This window comes from Pseudomonas taiwanensis (assembly GCF_013393345.1).
Classification (GTDB): Bacteria; Pseudomonadota; Gammaproteobacteria; order Pseudomonadales; family Pseudomonadaceae; genus Metapseudomonas; species Metapseudomonas resinovorans_C.
This window is the reverse complement of record NZ_QJRF01000067.1, coordinates 171413-189407: the sequence shown is the minus strand read 5'-3', so window position 1 is coordinate 189407 and position 17995 is coordinate 171413. Positions and strand designations below refer to the sequence as shown.

The following is a 17995-nucleotide window of genomic DNA, read 5'->3' as shown; positions in this document are numbered from 1 at the left end:
AGTTTAGACCTGCGAAAGCGCGATGCTTATCCACGTGAACTGTGGATAACCCTGTGCACAGGGTGAGGGAAAGGCGGTGGGACGCCGGCTACCCGAGGGGCCTTCCCCACCGCTCAATGACTGACCAGCCACGCCGGGCACCCAACCCGGCGCGACGGTCGATGACTCAGGACGGACCCTGGGTCTTGTCCGGGACCGGCGCCTTGCCGGGCTCCTTCTTTGGCCCCTTACGCGCAGGCTTGGGCGGTGCTGCGGCCTTGGCAACGGCCTCCACTACCTCCTGGGCAACTGCTGGTTTCTCCTCTTCTTCCAGCCCCATCTCGGCAATTTCCCGCAGTCGCGCCACTACGCGGGCATTGACGCTGCCTTCGGGGAACTGGCCCTTGTCGTCCGGCACACCAGCAGGCTCGCCCACCAGCAGGCTCAGCGCCTCGTCGGCCTGGCGGACCGCATAGACGTGGAAGCGGCCCGTGCGCACGGCCTCCAGCACGCGTTCGTCCAGCATCAGGGTGGTGACGTTGGCATGAGGGATGATGACCCCCTGCTCGCCCGTCAGGCCACGGGCCTCGCAGAGGCGGAAGAAGCCTTCGATCTTCTCGTTGACCCCACCGACTGCCTGCACCTCGCCGAACTGGTTGATCGAGCCGGTGATGGCGAAGCACTGCTTGAGCGGCGTGCGCGAGAGCGCGGAGATCAGGGTGCAGGCCTCACCGAGGGAAGCGCTGTCGCCATCCACGTAGCCGTAGGACTGCTCCAGGGCGATGCTCGCGGAGATCTCCAGGGGGAATTCCTGGGCATAGCGGCTGCCGAGGTACCCGGTGAGGATCATCACCCCCTTGGAGTGAATCGGCTGGCCCAGGTTGACCTCGCGTTCGATGTCGACGATGCCCGAGCTGCCCGGGTAGACGGTCGCCGAAATCCGCGCCGGCACGCCGAAAGCCGAATCGCCCACTTCCAGCACCGTCAGGCCGTTGCACTTGCCCACGGCGGCGCCGGAGGTGTCGATCAGGATGATGCCCGCCAGCATGTCGTCGAGGATGCGCGCGGATACACGGCCAGTGCGGGTCGCCTTGGCCTTGAGGGCGCGGTCGATGTGATCGGCATCGGTCATCGGCTCGTTCGCCAACTGACGGATGAAGTCCGCCTCACTGACCAGTTGGAACAGGTCGCCGATGCGTGCCGAAAGCCGGCCCTGGTGCTCGGCCAGACGGGCGCTGTAGGTCGCCAGGCGGGCGACGGCAGCCGCGGTGAGCGGGGCCATGCCCTCTTCCGAGGTGCGGGTCTTCAGCAACTGGGCGAACTGCTCGAGGCTGTCGTCCGACAGGGCGATTTCCTCGTCGAAGTCCACCAGCACGCGGAACATCTCCTGGAAGTCGGGATCCAGGTCCTGCAGCGTGTAGTAGAGCTGGCGCGAACCGATGATCACCACCTTCACCTGCAGCGGGATCATCTGGGGTGTCAGGGTAACGGTGGCCAGGCGACCGAGCTCGGCAAGAGGGGACTCCATCTTCAGCTTGCGCGACTGCAGTGCGCGCTTCAGGGCATCCCAGACGAAGGGCTCGCCCAGCAGCTTCTCGGCTTCCAGGATCAGGAAACCACCGTTGGCACGGTGCAGCGCACCTGGGCGCAGCTGACGGTAGCTGGTGTAGAGGGCGCCCTGGTCGGTGCCGTACTCGATGCGGCCGAACAGGTTGTCATAGGTGGGATGCGGCTCGAACACCACCGGGGCGCCGCCGCTGGCGTGATGACCCACCACCAGGCTGGGGCAGTACTGCTCTTCCAGTATTTCGCGACGCTGGGCGTCCGGCTTGTCGTCCAGCAGTTGGTCCACCACCGTTTTAAGCAGGTTCACCTGCATGGCCTGCAGATAGGCCACGACGCCGGCGTTCTCCGCGTACTTGGCCGACAGGGGCGAAAGCAGCGGTTGCAGGGCCTGGGTAATGGTTTCCTCGTTGAGCTGGCGCAGCTGGTTGCTGGACTCGCGCTTCCACTGCGGAAGGCTGGACAGCTCCTCGTTCAGGCGCTCCTCCAGCATGGAAATGTCATCGTGGAAACGATCGCGCTCGGCTTCGTCCAGCTGGGCGAAGTCCGCTTCGTCCAGAGCCTTGCCGTCCTTCATGGGCGTGAAGGCGATGTTGGCGCTGTCACGGTAGAGGGCGACATCCTTCTCCAGGGCCAGGCGCTCGATGACGTCGAGCGCACGGTCGTAGCGCTGGTTGAAGGCGCGATCGATCGCACTCTTCTTCTGCTGGAAGGTGGGTGTCTCGAATACCGCCGGGAAGGTGGCCAGGAGGTTGTCCACCAGATGCTCGATGTCGCAGATGAAATCGTTCGCCTCGCCCGACGGCAATTGCAGGGCACGAGGCTCGCGGGGTTCTTCGAAGTGGTTGACGTAGAGCCAGTCCGCCGGGGTTTCCAGGCGCTTGCCCTCGGCCTTGAGGTAGCGTTTTACGAAGGAGAAGCGACCGGTGCCGGGCTCGCCCATCACATAGACGTTGTAACCGGGACGCGGCATCGCCACGCCGAACTGCAGGGCCTCCACCGCGCGCTCCTGGCCGAGCACGCCGCGGAAGGGCTCCAGGTCCTCGGTCGACTTAAAACTGAACTGGTGGGGCTCGAAGGGACGGGTCAGCGCATCGGGCGCCAGTCGCAGGCTGGCAGCGAAGGAGTCAGGCATCGAGTGTCCTTAATGGCTCGGCAAGAAAGCAATGGCCGCATTCTGGCGCCGCCCTGACATCACTGGCAAGGCAAAACGCCAGGGTGTTCAGTGGGCCAGGTCAGCGCAGCTCAGGCAGTACTCGGCCGCCGGCAGCACCGCCAGTCGCGCCGGCTCTATGGGCTCGCCGCAACGCTGGCAAAAACCGTAGCTGCCGTCCGCCAGGCGCAACTTGGCCATGCCCACACGGCGCAGGGCGGCCTCGGTTTCGGCGAGGATCGCAGTCAGTACTTCGTCGTTCTCGCGCTCCCCCGCCTGCTCGGCGAAATCCGGCGAGTGGCTGCTGGCCAGGTCTTCACGAATGGAGTTGGCGCGGGCGGTGTACTCCACTATCAGGGCATCGAGTGCGGCCCGAGGGTCGGTAGTTGTCATGCTGGAATCTCCCCAGTTCACTCCCTAAGTGTGGACGCTGTAACGCAGCCTGCATCCCACTTGTGCAAACTTGCGTAAATGCGCGTCATCGCCTTGCTTGACACCCGCCCCGGCGTTACCCAAAGCTCGGACGAATCTCTCACCAGGAAGAGCTGTGCCCTTGAAACGGATTTTCCCGTACCTCGCCCTGTGCACCTCGATCGCCGCCCACGCCGCTCCCCAGTTCCCCGCCGAACGCATCCAGGCGCTGGCGAACGATTCCTACTGGATTGCCCTTGGCCACTACGAGACCGGGAAGCTGGGCGGCTGGCGCAGCTATGTGGACGATTCCGAGTTCTTCCTGGCCGAAACGGGGGCGAACGACCCGGAAGCCGAACTGCGCGCTACCCTGGCCGCGCTCTACGCGCCAGCCGAACAAGGCGACAAACATCCGCAATGCGTCTATCCCGCGCGTACCCGCTGGCTACGCGCGCAGCTCCAGCTCAGCGACCTGCCACAGCCGGATTGCGGCGAGTACAAGGCCTGGTACGCCGACATCAACCCGGATAGCACCGTGCTGGTGTTCCCCGCAGCCTACCTCAACAGCCCGTCCTCCATGTTCGGCCATACCCTGTTGCGGATCGACCAGCCGGACATCCACGAAAACAACACCGCAATGCTCAGTTATGCGCTGAACTTCGGCGCCTTCATCGAAGGGGCGGACAACAGCATCCTCTACGCCTGGAAGGGGCTGATGGGGGGCTATCCCGGCCTGTTCGCCCTGGTGCCCTACCGCGACAAGCTCAAGGAATACAGCCGCCTGGAGAATCGCGATCTCTGGGAATACCGCCTGAATCTCACCGCCGAGGAAACCGGGCGCATGGTGGAGCACGTCTGGGAACTCAAGCAGATCCGCTTCGATTATTACTTCTTCGACGAAAACTGCTCCTACCGCCTGCTGGAATTGCTGGAGATCGCCCGCCCCGGAATCGAGCTCACCGACCAGTTCCCGATTACCGCCATCCCCACCGATACCGTGCGCGCGGTCAAGCAAGCCGGTCTGGTGGAGTCGATCGACTACCGCCCCTCGCGGGAAAAGGAACTGCTGGCGCGCGCCGAGCCGCTGGACCACGCCGAACAGCAGTGGGTACGCCAGCTCGCCGAAAACGAACAGCTACTGAATGACCCGACCTTTCTTGCCCTGCCCGCTCCGCGTCGCGCCCTGATCCAGGACGCCGCCTTCCGCCTGGTTCGTTATCGCGCCACCGGGGAAGAGCGCACCCGCGAAAGCGCCACACGCAGCTACAAGCTGCTGCAGAGCATCAATCGCAATCCGCCGCCGGAGCTGAGCCTGGACCGCCCCGGATTGCCCGAAGAAGGCCACGAATCGCGCACCTGGCAACTCGGCGCCGGTACCCGCGAGGACCGTGCCTTCGCCGAGTACGGCCTGCGCATGGCCTATCACGACCTCAATGACAACCTGTCCGGTTTCCCGCTTGGCGCGCAGATCGAGATCCTCCAGCTCAAGTTGCGCCAGTACGAGGACAACCACTGGCAACTGCAGCGCCTGGACCTGGCGACCATCCGCTCCCTGACCCCGCGTGGGGACCTGCTGAAGCCGCTGTCCTGGCAGGTGGCGGGTGGCCTGGAGCGGGTACTGGGCGAGGATGGCGACGAACGCCTGGTCAGCCACCTCAATGGCGGCGTCGGCGGTTCCTGGCAATTGGGGGATGACGCCCTCGGCTTCGCCCTGGCGACCGCCCGTATCGAGCACAACGAAGACTTCGCGCCGTTCATCGCCACCGCAGCAGGCTTCAACACTGGCCTGCTCTGGCACAACCCACTGGGCAGCCTCAGCCTGGAAGCGGCCGGCGACTATTTCCACAACGGCGAAGTCCGTCGCCGACTGTCTCTCAACCAGCAATGGGAGATTTCCCGCAACCTCGGCCTGCGCCTGACCGCGCAGCGGGAGTTCAGCCAGCTCGCCGCGCCGGTGAACGAAGTGATGCTGGAACTGAAGTGGTACCACTATTGATGGGTATCGCTTCGCTCCACCCATCCTACGGCCGACCCCCACCTCGCCTTTGCAGGATGGGTCGGGCGGCGTTCCGCGAGCCTGCGATACCCATCACTGGCGCCACCGGTAAGATGCGCGCCCGGCCCGCCACAACGGGCTCAGAATGGTTATCCACACCCTCGTCAGGCGATGCAGATGAACACCAACGGTCCCCAATTGCTGGAAGTCTCCAACGGCAAGCCGATCAAGCTCTGGACCCAGGGCGTGCCGGTGGAAGACGAAGCCCGCCAGCAGTTGATCAACACGGCGAAGATGCCGTTCATCTTCAAGCACCTGGCGGTGATGCCCGATGTACACCTGGGCAAGGGCTCGACCATCGGCAGCGTGATTCCCACCGTGGGCGCCATCATTCCTGCCGCAGTCGGCGTGGACATCGGCTGCGGGATGATTGCCGCCCTCACCTCCCTGCACGCCCGCGACCTGCCGGACAACCTCCACGGCCTGCGCAGCGCCATTGAACGGGCGGTACCGCACGGTAAGACCTTCGGTCGACATGACCAGGGCGCCTGGGATGATGTGCCGGATATCGCTGATCAGGCCTGGCGCCCTCTCGCCAGGCGTTTCAAGGCCATCACCGCGAAGTACCCGCGCCTGGAGAAGACCAACAACCGCCATCACCTGGGGACACTGGGCACCGGCAACCACTTCATCGAGGTCTGCCTGGACGAGACCGATCGCGTCTGGTTCATGCTGCACAGTGGTTCGCGCGGAGTGGGCAATGCCATCGGCACCCTGTTCATCGAACTGGCCCAGGCCGACATGCGCCAGCACATCGCCAACCTGCCGGACCGCGACCTGGCCTACTTCGAGGAAGGCAGCAAACACTTCGATGACTACGTGGAAGCGGTGGGCTGGGCTCAGGACTTCGCCCGGCAAAACCGCGCCCTGATGATGCAGGCGGTTATCGACGCCGCCCGCAAGGCGCTCAAGCGCCCCTTCGAAGCCAACCTGGAAGCGGTGAACTGCCACCACAACTACGTGCAGAAGGAGCGGCACTTCGGCCACGAGGTGCTGGTGACGCGCAAGGGCGCGGTGTCTGCGCAGAAAGGCGAGCTGGGCATCATTCCCGGTTCCATGGGAGCCAGGAGCTTCATCGTCAGGGGCCTCGGCAATGAGGACGCCTTCTGCTCCTGCAGCCATGGTGCCGGTCGGGCCATGAGCCGTGGACGGGCGAAAAAGCTGTTCACGGTGGAAGACCAGATCCGCGCCACTGCCCACGTCGAATGCCGCAAGGACAAGGACGTGATCGACGAGATCCCCATGGCTTACAAGGACATCGATGCCGTGATGGCGGCCCAGCGTGACCTGGTCGAAGTCGTGCATACCCTGCGCCAGGTGGTCTGCGTCAAGGGTTGAGCGCCTTGACGTTTTCATCACAAGGCCCGCGCTAGAGTCGTTCGCAACCCCCATTGCGCGTGCGCCCGCCTCTTGGTGCACGGGAGCCACCATGGCGTCGCGTCACGTCGCCCTCTTCATGCTTGTCGGCAGTCTGATCGCAGGCTGTGAAACCACCCATGACCATCTGATCGCCCAGGGCTATCCACCCGCCTTCGCCGACGGTTTCGCCGATGGCTGCAGCAGCGGCCGCCAGGCAGCCGGGACTATCAGCGGAGAGTTCCGCAAGGACGTGCCGCGCTATCTAAAGGACGCAACGTACGCCGAAGGCTGGAGCGATGGTTTTCGTCAATGCCAGGCGCAGGTGCAGAGCGAGGAGCGCCGCGATTACGAGGATTGGCGCCGAGATCGGCACAATGATGAGTGGGAGCGGGACAGGAGCAACGCCCTGGGGCGGGCGTTGCATCCGGATTGACGGCAGTGAATCTGTAGGGGCGAATTCATTCGCCAAGCAGGCCGAAGGTCTGCCCTACAGACCTTGAAGGGGGCAGCTGCGCTGCCCTTGGCGAATGAATTCGCCCCTACAAGGCCTACAGCAGCGTTACACCACGCCCTGCGCCAGCATGGCATCGGCGACTTTCACGAAGCCGGCGATGTTGGCGCCCTTCACGTAGTTCACCCGGCCGTTCTCTTCGCCATAGCTCACGCAGGCGTGGTGGATGTTCTGCATGATGCCGTGCAGGCGCTGGTCCACTTCACCCGCGGTCCAGTGCAGACGCATGGCGTTCTGGCTCATTTCCAGGCCGCTGGTAGCGACGCCACCGGCGTTGGAGGCCTTGCCCGGGGCAAAGAGGATGCCTGCTTCGTGGAATACGTCCACCGCTGCCAGGGTCGACGGCATGTTGGCACCTTCGGCGACGCAGACGCAGCCATTGGCCAGCAAGGCGCGGGCGTCCTCGGCATCCAACTCGTTCTGGGTCGCGCAGGGCAAGGCGATGTCGCAAGCCAGGGCCCAGGGACGCTGGCCAGGCAGGAAGCGCAGGCCTGGACCGGAAAGCTCGCTGAGGCGGCCACGACGGACGTTCTTCAGCTCCATCAGGGCTTCCCACTGCTCGACGGTCAGGCCCGCCTCGGCAAACAGAGTGCCTTCGGAATCGGACAGGGAAACCACCTTGCCGCCCAGTTCCATGACCTTCTGTGCCGCGTACTGGGCCACATTGCCGGAGCCGGAAATGGTCACGCGCTGGCCGTCGAAGTCACGACCGATGCCTTTGAGCATTTCCTGGGCGAAGTAAACGCAACCGTAACCGGTGGCCTCGGGGCGGATCAGGCTGCCACCGTAGGCCAGGCCCTTGCCGGTGAACACCGAGGTGAACTCGTTGGACAGGCGCTTGTACTGGCCGAAGAGGAAACCGATTTCGCGGGCACCCACACCGATGTCACCGGCCGGCACGTCGAGGTCGGCACCGATGTGGCGGTACAGCTCACTCATGAAGGACTGGCAGAAGCGCATGACTTCGGCGTCGCTCTTGCCCTTCGGGTCGAAGTCCGAACCGCCCTTGCCACCGCCCATCGGCAACGAGGTCAGGGAGTTCTTGAAGACCTGCTCGAAGGCGAGGAATTTCAGCACGCCCAGGTTCACCGAAGGATGGAAGCGCAGGCCGCCCTTGTAGGGGCCGATGGCGCTGCTCATCTGCACACGGAAACCACGGTTGACGCGGACCTGCCCCTGGTCGTCGACCCACGGCACCCGGAACAGAACTGCGCGTTCCGGCTCGACGATACGTTCGACGATGCCGGCCTGCAGGTACTGTGGATTGGCTTCAAGGAACGGCCAAAGGCTGCGCAGGACCTCTTCCACGGCCTGATGGAACTCAGGCTGGTCGGGGTCGCGCTGCTTGAGGCGCAGCAGGAAGGCGTCGACAGATTGCGTCATGACTCTCACCAATTTCTTCTTTTGTGAACAATTTATGGCGCGAGACTCTACCAATCTGCACGGCACCTCGATAGGGCAAAATGACGCATATCTGAATCTTTTTGGTGCATTAAATGTAAATCAGCACTGAAAGCAGCGGATTTCCGTACCTTAACGCTCTATTTCTGGGGATTGGCACCACAGCCAGCCGACCAATGGTCGCACCACGCTTGAGCATCCAGCGCACCAGATCTGCCCATGGCGCCGACCCGCCATCAATGCGCGGACACCTTCAGCACCTCTCGGGGATTGATGCCCATGGCGCTGCGCTTGCCGCGCATCACCACCGTGCCGTGGTCCGGCAGGGCATGCCAGACGTCCTCCGCAACGCAGACACCGACGCCCATTGCCGCATCGTCCAGCACCAGCTCCACTCGGAACTGGCAGCCGAGGCCACCGTCAGCCTTGCCCAGAATCCGCGCGGCGAACTCGGAATCCTCCCCCAACCACTGGGTATATAGCGCGGCCGCTGGCACCTGCAGCGCGCCCCAGACCACCAGGATCAGGAGTGCCCCCAAGACAGCGTGCAACTGCCAGCGCGCGCTGTCCGTCTCCAGCTGGAAGAGGCTGACGAAGCGCTCGCGCCAGGCCAGCCAGGCATAAAGCCCACTGCCGAGCACGAGGGCGCAGCCGACGGAACCGGCTTTCCAGGCAGGCGATGGGTAGAAGGAGAAATACAGGCCGCAGACCCCGAACAGCGCCAGGGTCGAAAGCCAGAACAGGTAGTGATTGAATCCCTTCACGGAACCTCCTGAAACGACAACGGAGCCAAAGGGCTCCGTTGTCTTGTGACGCTTGCCCGGCCGGGTTACTGGGCCAGCTTCTTGTAACGTACGCGGTGTGGTTGGGCAGCAGCCTCGCCAAGGCGTTTCTTGCGGTCTGCCTCGAACTCGGTGTAGTTGCCTTCGAAGAAGTTCACCTTGCCGTCGTCCTCGTAGGAGAGGATGTGGGTGGCGATACGGTCCAGGAACCAGCGATCGTGGGAAATCACGATGGCGGCGCCGGGGAAGTCCAGCAGCGCTTCTTCCAGCGCACGCAGGGTTTCCACGTCGAGGTCGTTGGACGGTTCGTCGAGCAGCAGCACGTTGCCGCCCTGCTTCAGGGTCAGGGCCAGGTGCAGGCGGCCACGCTCACCACCGGAGAGGTCCTTGACGAACTTCTGCTGGTCGGCGCCCTTGAAGTTGAAGCGGCCGACATAGCTGCGCGACGGGACTTCGTAGTTGCCGATCTTGATCTGCTCGAAGCCGTCGGAAACCTGCTGCCATACGGTCTTGCCACCGTCGAGGATCTCGCGGCTCTGGTCGACGCTGGCGATCTGCACGGTTTCACCGATATCGATGGTGCCCGAGTCCGGTTGCTCCTTGCCGGTGAGCATGCGGAACAGGGTCGACTTGCCCGCACCGTTACCGCCGATCACGCCGACGATGGCGCCCTTCGGAATGCTCAGGGACAGGTCGTCGATCAGCACGCGATCGCCGTAGCCCTTGGTGACGTTGTTCAGCTCGATGACCTTGTCGCCCAGGCGCGGACCGGCCGGGATGTAGATCTCGTTGGTTTCGCTGCGCTTCTGGAATTCCTGGGACTGCATTTCCTCGAAGCGTTGCAGACGAGCCTTGGACTTGGACTGGCGAGCCTTGGCGCCCTGGCGAACCCACTCCAGTTCGGCCTTCATGGCCTTGGCGTGGGAGGCTTCCTGCTTGGCTTCCTGGGCCAGGCGGTTGGCCTTGGATTCCAGCCAGCCGGAGTAGTTACCTTCGAACGGAATGCCATGGCCACGGTCCAGTTCTAGGATCCAGCCAGCAACGTTGTCGAGGAAGTAACGGTCGTGGGTAATGGCTACCACGGTGCCGGGGAAGTCGTGGAGGAAGTGCTCCAGCCAGGCGACGGAGTCGGCGTCCAGGTGGTTGGTCGGCTCGTCCAGCAGCAGCATGTCAGGGGCGGACAGCAGCAGGCGGCACAGGGCCACGCGGCGCTTCTCGCCACCGGAAAGGTGTTCGATCTTCGCGTCCCACTGCGGCAGTCGCAGGGCGTCGGCGGCGACTTCCAGCTGGCGCTCCAGGTTGTGGCCATCGGAGGCCTGGAGGATGGCTTCCAGCTTGGCCTGCTCGGCGGCCAGGGCGTCGAAGTCGGCGTCCGGCTCGGCGTAGGCGGCGTAGACCTCGTCCAGGCGGGCCTGGGCCTGCTTGATTTCGCCCACCGCCTCTTCGACGATGTCGCGCACGGTCTTGGTCGGATCCAGCTTGGGTTCCTGGGGCAGGTAGCCGACTTTGATGCCAGGCATCGGGCGGGCTTCACCATCGATCTCGGTGTCCACCCCGGCCATGATGCGCAGGAGGGTCGACTTACCCGCGCCGTTCAGACCGAGCACGCCGATCTTGGCGCCCGGGAAGAAGGAAAGGGAAATGTCCTTGAGAATCTCACGCTTCGGGGGCACGACTTTGCCGACCCGGTGCATGGTGTAGACGTATTGAGCCATGACAGACCTTGGTGCTGTAGCGAATGTGGAATAAGGCGGGGAGCGACAATCAGGGAACAGGCGCTCCCGCGCGCGTGCGGCAAAGCTACCGGAATGCACCGGGGAGGGCAAACAACAGGCGACGGTCGTACTGGCACTTTGAGTGCCTTCAGGGCATGCTAGCCGCCCCGCGCGCCCGGTTGCGCGCGACACCCCGTCACCTGCCCATCGAGCAGTAGCAGGAACGCCATTCTTTGCCAGTCAGCCCCCGCCCTCCCGCCCAGCCTGAGCCAGGACTTCCCCTGGCCAACGCACCTGCGCGCGGCTCGGTAAAGGGCCTGCTGGCCGGCCTCGTGCTGCTGATGCTCGCCCTCCTCCTCTGGCAACTGCACCAGGAATACCGCCAGCTGCAGGATGGCGCCCGGGAGCGCAACTACACCCTGACCCGCGAACTGGCCAGCCATCTCGAACTGGTCATGCAGATGAAGGCCGACGCGGTACTCGCCCTGCTGCGCCAGCAACCGACGAGGCCGGAGGTCGAAGACGAGCGGCTGGCGGAACTCGAACTCGTGCGTCCCATCCTGCCGGCGATCACCAGCCTGGCCTGGCTCAACCCCAATGGCGGCGTACTGGCCGATACCCAGGCCGACAGCGACGACGAACTGTTCCTCGCCAGCCTGGCCCAGCGCAGCGAGGGCCAGACCTACCACTTCGCCTTCAGTACCGAGGGTCGCGGCGAGGTCTACCTGATCCTGCGCCAGTCACCGCTGCCCGAGCCCAGCGGCTACTGGGCCCTGCGCCTGGACGCCGAAGCCATTCGCACCTGGCTGCTCAAGCACGAGGACCGCGATTACCGCTGGCTGCTGGAAGACCGCTTCCTCCAGCGGGTCCTGGCGCAGAGCGGCAAGCTCAGCCGCAGCAGCCCCATCGTGATGCCGGTGACCGCCGAGCAGGAAGGGCAGACCATTCTCGTTTCCGAGCTCCGGAACAGCGACTGGCAGCTGCGCGCCCTGCACGACGAACGCCAAGTACGCACGCGGCTGCTGCCCGAACTGCTCAGCAAGCTGCTGCTGTTCCTCATCAGCGCCAGCCTGGCGCTGATCGCCCTCTACTACCTGCAACGCGAACAACGCGGCCTGCGCGAACTCAATGCCGCATCGCGGCGCTCGCTTCGCCAGGCCGCCAGCGCCCTCGGCGTGATCGAGGAACGCGTGCTGGTGACCCAGGTGGACGGCCGCCTGAGCTACCTCAACCCGCAGGCCGAATCGATGTTCGGCATCTGCGGCGCGGCGGCCCAGGACCACCATCTGCTGGCCCTGCTGCCGGGCCTGGACCCGCTGTTGCTCAACGCACCGGACCTGGACCATGAACTGGGATCGGACCTGGTGCAGTTCCGGCGCAATGGCGAGACCCGCCTGCTGGCCGTCACCCGCAACGATCTCAACGACGGTAGCCAGTTGCTGGGCTATGTCTGGGTGGTGCGCGACGTCACCGAAGAACAGCAAGCGCTGCGCGTACTTCAGGAAACCCGGCGGCGCTACCAGGACATCTTCGAAGGCAGCGGCATCGCGCTGTGCGTGCTCGACCTCGCCGAACTGCGCCGGTACCTGATCCAGCAAGGCATGCGCGATCACGCCAGCCTGGCGGCATGGGTCAAGGACAATCGCCAGCGCCACGCCGAAGCGCTGCGCCTGCTGCGTATCACCGAAGTGAACCAGGTGGCCATGCACCTGCTGGAAGTCAGCAGCAGCGAGCAGGCCTGGCGGCAGTTGATCGGTACCCACCCGCTGCGCGAAGGCGGCATCCGCTTCCAGGTGATGGCCGCCCTGCTGGGGGGCAACCGGCACCTGGAGATGGAAAGCCAGATCGTCACCGCCCAGGGTCAAGTACGGCACATCTGGCTGGTATTGCACCTGCCGGACATGATCCAGGACCTCGAAGCCGTCACCCTCAGCATCAGCGATATCACCAGCCGCAAGCAGGTAGAGCTGTCGCTGATCGAGCGCGAACGCTTCTGGTCCGACGTGGTGCTCGCAGTGCCCGACACCCTCTACGTGCACGACGTCATCAGCAAACGGGTGATGCTCACCAATAATCGCCTGGCCCAGCAGCTGGGTTATAGCCGCAGGGATGTCCTCAGGATGGGCGAGCGCTTCTGGGAAGAGCTGCTGCACCCCGACGACGAAGAACAGTACTGGCGCGTGCGCAATCTGCAGCAGGTCGTCGGCGATGGTGCGCTGCTGCAGTGCCAGCTGCGCTGGCGCCACAAGGACGGCAGCTGGCACTGGTTCGATATTCGCGAGCAGGCCCTGGCCCGCGATGACAAGGGCCGCGTCAGCCGCCTGATCGGCGTGGCGAAGGACATCACCGAGCAGATCGAGGCCACCGAATCCATGCGCGAGAGCGGACGCCGCTACCGCATGCTGGCCGAAAGTATCAGCGACGTGATCTTCACCACGGACAGCGAACTGCAGCTCAACTACGTCAGCCCGTCGGTCCTGCCGGTGCTGGGCTACAACGCCGACTGGGCCATCGCCAATGGTTTCCAGGGCATGGCTGCCGATCCGCGGCAGATGCTCGAGCTGTTCGAGCAGCTGGAGCAGATCCGCAGTGCCCTGGGCAACCCCCAGCGCCTGGCCGAGCTGCGCAGCCAGACGCCGGCGCGGCTGTTCCTGTTCGACTGCATGCGCGCCGATGGCCAGAAGATCCCGGTGGAACTGCGCACCATGTTGATGTGGGACGAATACGGGCGCTTCGAGGGCATGCTCGGTGTCGGCCGGGACATCAGCCAGCAACGCCGCGCGGAGAAAGACATGCGCATGGCGGCCACGGTGTTCGAGCACTCCACCTCGGCGATCCTGGTCACCGACCCGGCGGGTTACATCGTCCAGGTCAACGAAGCCTTCTGCCGCATCACCGGCCACAAGGCCAACGATGTGCTGGACCAACTGCCGTCGATGCTCACCGCCGACCGCCAGCAAGCCAATCAGCTCAACTACATCATCGGCCAGCTCAACCAGCGCGGCAGTTGGGAAGGCGAGATCTGGCTCAAGCGCCGCGAGGGCGATACCTACCCGGCCTGGGTCGGCATCACCGCCGTGCACGACGAAGACGGCGACCTGGTCAGCTACGTCTGCTTCTTCAGCGACATCAGCGAGCGCAAGGCCAGCGAGCAGCGCATTCACCGCCTGGCCTACTACGACGGCCTGACCCACCTGCCCAACCGCACGCTGTTCCAGGACCGCCTGCATACCGCCCTGCAATACGCCGAGCGGAACCAGGAGTGGGTGGTGCTGATGTTCCTCGACCTCGACCGGTTCAAGCCGATCAATGACTCCCTTGGCCACGCGGCGGGCGACCGCATGCTCAAGGATGTGGCCGTGCGCCTGGCGGCCTGCGTCCACGAAGACGACACCGTGGCACGCATGGGGGGCGACGAGTTCACCCTGCTGCTGCAGCCGCGCGCCACCCGCGAAGGCGCCCTGAATCGGGCCGTGCATGTCGCCGAGCAGATCCTCGACAGCCTGGCCCGTCCTTTCGTCCTTGAAGGCCGCGAGTTCTTCGTCACCGCCAGCATCGGCATCGCCCTCGCCCCCCAGGACGGCCGCGAGCTGAGCCAACTGATGAAGAACGCCGACACGGCGATGTATCACGCCAAGGAACGCGGCAAGAACAACTTCCAGTTCTACCAGGCGGACATGAACGCCCGCGCGCTGGAACGCCTGGAACTGGAGAGCGACCTGCGCCACGCCCTGGAGCAGGGCGAATTCCTGCTCTACTACCAACCGCAGTTCTCCGGCGACGGCAAGCGCCTGACCGGCGTCGAGGCCTTGCTGCGCTGGCGCCATCCCAAGCGCGGGCTGGTTCCGCCGGGAGAGTTCGTTCCGGTACTGGAGGAACTTGGCCTGGTGGTCCAGGTGGGCGACTGGGTACTGGCCGAAGCCTGCCGTCAGCTCAAGGCCTGGCACCAGAAGAAGATGCGCCTGCCCAAGATCTCGGTGAACATCTCCGCCCGCCAGTTCGCCGACGGCCAACTGGCAGAGCGTATCGCCGCCATCATCGAAGACAGCGGCCTGCCAGCGGCCTGCCTGGAGCTGGAGCTGACCGAGAGCATCCTGATGCGCGACGTGGCCGAAGCCATGGACATCCTCGAAAACCTCAAGCGCCTCGGCCTGTGCATCGCGGTGGACGACTTCGGCACCGGTTACTCGTCCCTCAACTACCTCAAGCAGTTCCCCATCGACGTGCTGAAGATCGACCGCAGCTTCGTCGACGGGCTGCCCGATGGCGAACGCGACGCCCAGATCGCCCGCGCCATCATCGCCATGGCCCACAGCCTGAACCTGGCGGTGATCGCCGAAGGCGTGGAAACCCAGGCCCAGCTCGACTTCCTCCGCGAGCACGGTTGCGACGAAGTCCAGGGCTACCTGTTCGGCCATCCGGTGCCGGCGGCGCGCTTCGAGCACCTGTTCGGCACCAGCGCCAACTTCATCCTCAGCTGAGGCGGCGTTCCGTCCTGGACGGTGATGGTGGCCATGAGGGCCACTTGTCTGTCACATGACCGACCTTCATATGCCAGCCAGCGACCGATCAGGTAGAATGCGGCCCTTTCCTAGCACCGATCCTTAAGAGGACCGCCATGTTCAGCCGTGATTTGACCCTCGCCCGCTACGATGCCGACCTGTTCGCCGCCATGGAGCAAGAAGCCCAGCGCCAGGAAGAGCACATCGAGCTCATCGCCTCCGAGAACTACACCAGCCCGGCGGTGATGGAAGCCCAGGGCTCCGTGCTGACCAACAAGTACGCCGAAGGCTACCCGCACAAGCGCTACTACGGTGGTTGCGAGTACGTCGACATCGTCGAGCAACTGGCCATCGACCGCGCCAAGGAACTGTTCGGCGCCGACTACGCCAACGTCCAGCCGCACGCCGGCTCCCAGGCCAACAGCGCCGTCTACCTGGCCCTGCTCAACGCCGGTGACACCATCCTCGGCATGAGCCTGGCCCACGGCGGTCACCTGACCCACGGCGCCAGCGTCAGCTCCTCCGGCAAGCTGTACAACGCCGTGCAGTACGGCATCGATGCCAACGGCCTGATCGACTACGACGAAGTCGAGCGCCTGGCCGTCGAGCACAAGCCGAAGATGATCGTCGCCGGCTTCTCCGCCTACTCCCAGGTCCTGGACTTCCCGCGCTTCCGCGCCATCGCCGACAAGGTAGGCGCCTACCTGTTCGTCGACATGGCCCACGTTGCCGGCCTGGTCGCCGCTGGCGTCTACCCGAACCCGGTTCCGTTCGCCGACGTGGTCACCACCACCACCCACAAGACCCTGCGCGGTCCGCGTGGCGGCCTGATCCTCGCTCGCAAGAACGAAGAGATCGAGAAGAAGCTGAACTCCGCCGTATTCCCGGGCGCCCAGGGTGGCCCGCTGGAGCACGTGATCGCCGCCAAGGCCGTGTGCTTCAAGGAAGCCCTGCAGCCTGAGTTCAAGACCTACCAGCAGCAGGTCCTGAAGAACGCCCAGACCATGGCCCAGGTCTTCATCGACCGCGGCTTCGACGTGGTTTCCGGCGGCACCCAGAACCACCTGTTCCTGCTGTCGCTGATCAAGCAGGACATCACCGGTAAAGACGCCGACGCCGCCCTGGGTCGCGCCTTCATCACCGTGAACAAGAACTCCGTGCCGAACGACCCGCGTTCCCCGTTCGTCACCTCCGGCCTGCGTATCGGCACCCCGGCGGTCACCACTCGTGGCTTCAAGGAAACCGAGTGCCGCGAACTGGCTGGCTGGATCTGCGACATCCTCGAGAACATGGGCGACGAGTCCGTGATCGACGCGGTTCGCGAGAAGGTCAAGGCCATCTGCGCCAAGCTGCCGGTTTACGGCAAGTAAGCGACAGCGCAATGAAAAAGCCCGGCAAATGCCGGGCTTTTTCATGGGTGTTCAGCTCATGCCGGATTGGCAAGATTGTGTGCGAGCAGGGCTTCCCTCACCCACCAGTACGCGCCGCCTTGATCTGCTGCCACAGCGCATCCACCCTCTCCTTCTGCGCCGGCGTCAGGCGTTCCAGCAGGTACAGCCGCTTGCGCTCGGCCTGGTTGGGCACCAGCATCGGCTGCTCCTTCGCCAGCCGGGCCATTTCCGGCGAGTCGGCCTTCAGCGGCGAGTAGAAATGCGATGCCAGGGCATTACGGCGGGCGTTATCCGGCTGCAGCAGGAAGTCGATGAAGCGATAGGCCAGGTCCGGCCGCGCAGCGTTGGCGGGGATGGCCAGGCTGTCGATGAAGACCAGCGCGCCCTCATCGGGAATCCGGAAGCGCAGGGCAGGATTCTTCTCTGCGGCCGTCAGCGCATGTCCGACCCAGGCCATGGCCACGCAGAGCTTGCCGCTGGCGAGATCGGCGACGTAGCCGTCGTTGTCCAGGTTACGAATCTGCCCCTGCATGGCCAGCAGTTGCTTGCCCGCCTGATCGACCTGCCGGGTGCCACCCTTGCTCAGGTTGCGCCCCCGATAGTTGAGCCAGAGCGACAGGGTTTCCTCCGGCGCATCCAGCATCCCCAGACCGCAGCTCGCAAGGCGCGATCGTTGTTGCTCGTCGAAGAGCAGGCTCCAACTGTTCGGCAAGGCGCCGCCAAGTGCGGCTTCGGCCAGGGACGGATTGCTCACCAGGCCTACCGATCCCCAGAGATAGGGCACCACGTAGCGGTTCGCCGAATCGAATCCGGCCAGCATGGCCAGCAGTGCCGGGTCCAGGCTGCCGTAATGGGGCAACTGGCTGAAGTCCAACGGCTGCAGGCGCTTTTCGCCCATCAATCGCGTGAGCTGGAAATGCGAGGGCACGACCAGGTCGTACGGCGTCGCCCCGACCAGGGCCGCATCCAGCTCGGCGGCTGTATTGAAGGTGGTGTACTCGACGCGAACCCCGCTCTCACGCTGGAAGGCCGCGAGCACGTCGGGATCGATGTAGTTGGTCCAGTTGTAGACCCGCAGCACCTCCTCGGCCTGGGCAAAGCCGGCCAGCAAGGTGCACAGCAACAGGCAGAGCGTCTTCTTCATGGTTCCCTCCCGCCCTGCTCCCATGAGG

Annotated in this window: 11 protein-coding genes; 5 read left to right on the top strand and 6 right to left on the bottom strand. The window is 64.6% G+C overall.

Annotated elements, in window-relative coordinates:
- Positions 1–166 precede the first annotated feature (166 nt).
- Positions 167–2677, bottom strand: coding sequence for a Lon protease family protein (locus tag DM872_RS20305; protein WP_179061148.1), 2511 nt, complete (start codon positions 2675–2677; stop codon positions 167–169).
- An 87-nt stretch (positions 2678–2764) separates the two neighbouring features.
- Entirely contained in the window at positions 2765–3088 is a 324-nt protein-coding gene (locus DM872_RS20300; RefSeq protein WP_179061147.1) for a TraR/DksA family transcriptional regulator, read from the bottom strand.
- A gap of 160 nt (positions 3089–3248) precedes the next feature.
- Here DM872_RS20300 and DM872_RS20295 point away from each other — a divergent pair, with 160 nt between their 5' ends.
- The 3 genes from DM872_RS20295 to DM872_RS20285 all read left to right on the top strand — a co-directional run bounded on the left by DM872_RS20295 (position 3249) and on the right by DM872_RS20285 (position 6954).
- A complete protein-coding gene (locus DM872_RS20295; RefSeq protein WP_218649451.1) occupies positions 3249–5102 on the top strand; it encodes an Lnb N-terminal periplasmic domain-containing protein in 1854 nt (617 codons plus the stop codon).
- A 177-nt stretch (positions 5103–5279) separates the two neighbouring features.
- The gene (locus DM872_RS20290) at positions 5280–6500 is read left to right on the top strand and encodes an RtcB family protein (protein WP_179061145.1); all 1221 of its coding nucleotides are present in this window, start codon (positions 5280–5282) and stop codon (positions 6498–6500) included.
- 91 nt (positions 6501–6591) lie between these two features.
- A complete protein-coding gene (locus DM872_RS20285; protein WP_179061144.1) occupies positions 6592–6954 on the top strand; it encodes a hypothetical protein in 363 nt (120 codons plus the stop codon).
- Between the two features lie 126 nt (positions 6955–7080).
- Here DM872_RS20285 and gdhA read toward each other — a convergent pair whose 3' ends face one another.
- From gdhA to ettA, 3 genes are all read right to left on the bottom strand, one after another.
- Positions 7081–8415, bottom strand: coding sequence for an NADP-specific glutamate dehydrogenase (gene gdhA, locus DM872_RS20280; RefSeq protein ID WP_179061143.1), 1335 nt, complete (start codon positions 8413–8415; stop codon positions 7081–7083).
- A gap of 254 nt (positions 8416–8669) precedes the next feature.
- Complete coding sequence (locus tag DM872_RS20275) at positions 8670–9197, bottom strand: hypothetical protein (RefSeq protein WP_179061142.1); 528 nt, start codon at positions 9195–9197, stop codon at positions 8670–8672.
- A gap of 65 nt (positions 9198–9262) precedes the next feature.
- Entirely contained in the window at positions 9263–10930 is a 1668-nt protein-coding gene (gene ettA, locus DM872_RS20270; RefSeq protein WP_179061141.1) for an energy-dependent translational throttle protein EttA, read from the bottom strand.
- Positions 10931–11271: 341 nt separating this feature from the next.
- On the opposite strand from ettA, the gene DM872_RS20265 reads away from it, so the two are divergent.
- Together DM872_RS20265 and glyA are read left to right on the top strand one after the other, a co-directional pair.
- Positions 11272–15411 carry a sensor domain-containing protein gene (locus tag DM872_RS20265; protein ID WP_179061218.1) on the top strand — a complete coding sequence of 1380 codons (4140 nt, stop codon included), beginning with the start codon at positions 11272–11274 and terminating at the stop codon, positions 15409–15411.
- 137 nt (positions 15412–15548) lie between these two features.
- Positions 15549–16802 carry a serine hydroxymethyltransferase gene (gene glyA / locus DM872_RS20260; protein WP_179061140.1) on the top strand — a complete coding sequence of 418 codons (1254 nt, stop codon included), beginning with the start codon at positions 15549–15551 and terminating at the stop codon, positions 16800–16802.
- Positions 16803–16899: 97 nt separating this feature from the next.
- Here glyA and DM872_RS20255 read toward each other — a convergent pair whose 3' ends face one another.
- The gene (locus DM872_RS20255) at positions 16900–17967 is read right to left on the bottom strand and encodes an extracellular solute-binding protein (protein ID WP_179061139.1); all 1068 of its coding nucleotides are present in this window, start codon (positions 17965–17967) and stop codon (positions 16900–16902) included.
- Between the last annotated feature and the right edge of the window lie 28 nt (positions 17968–17995).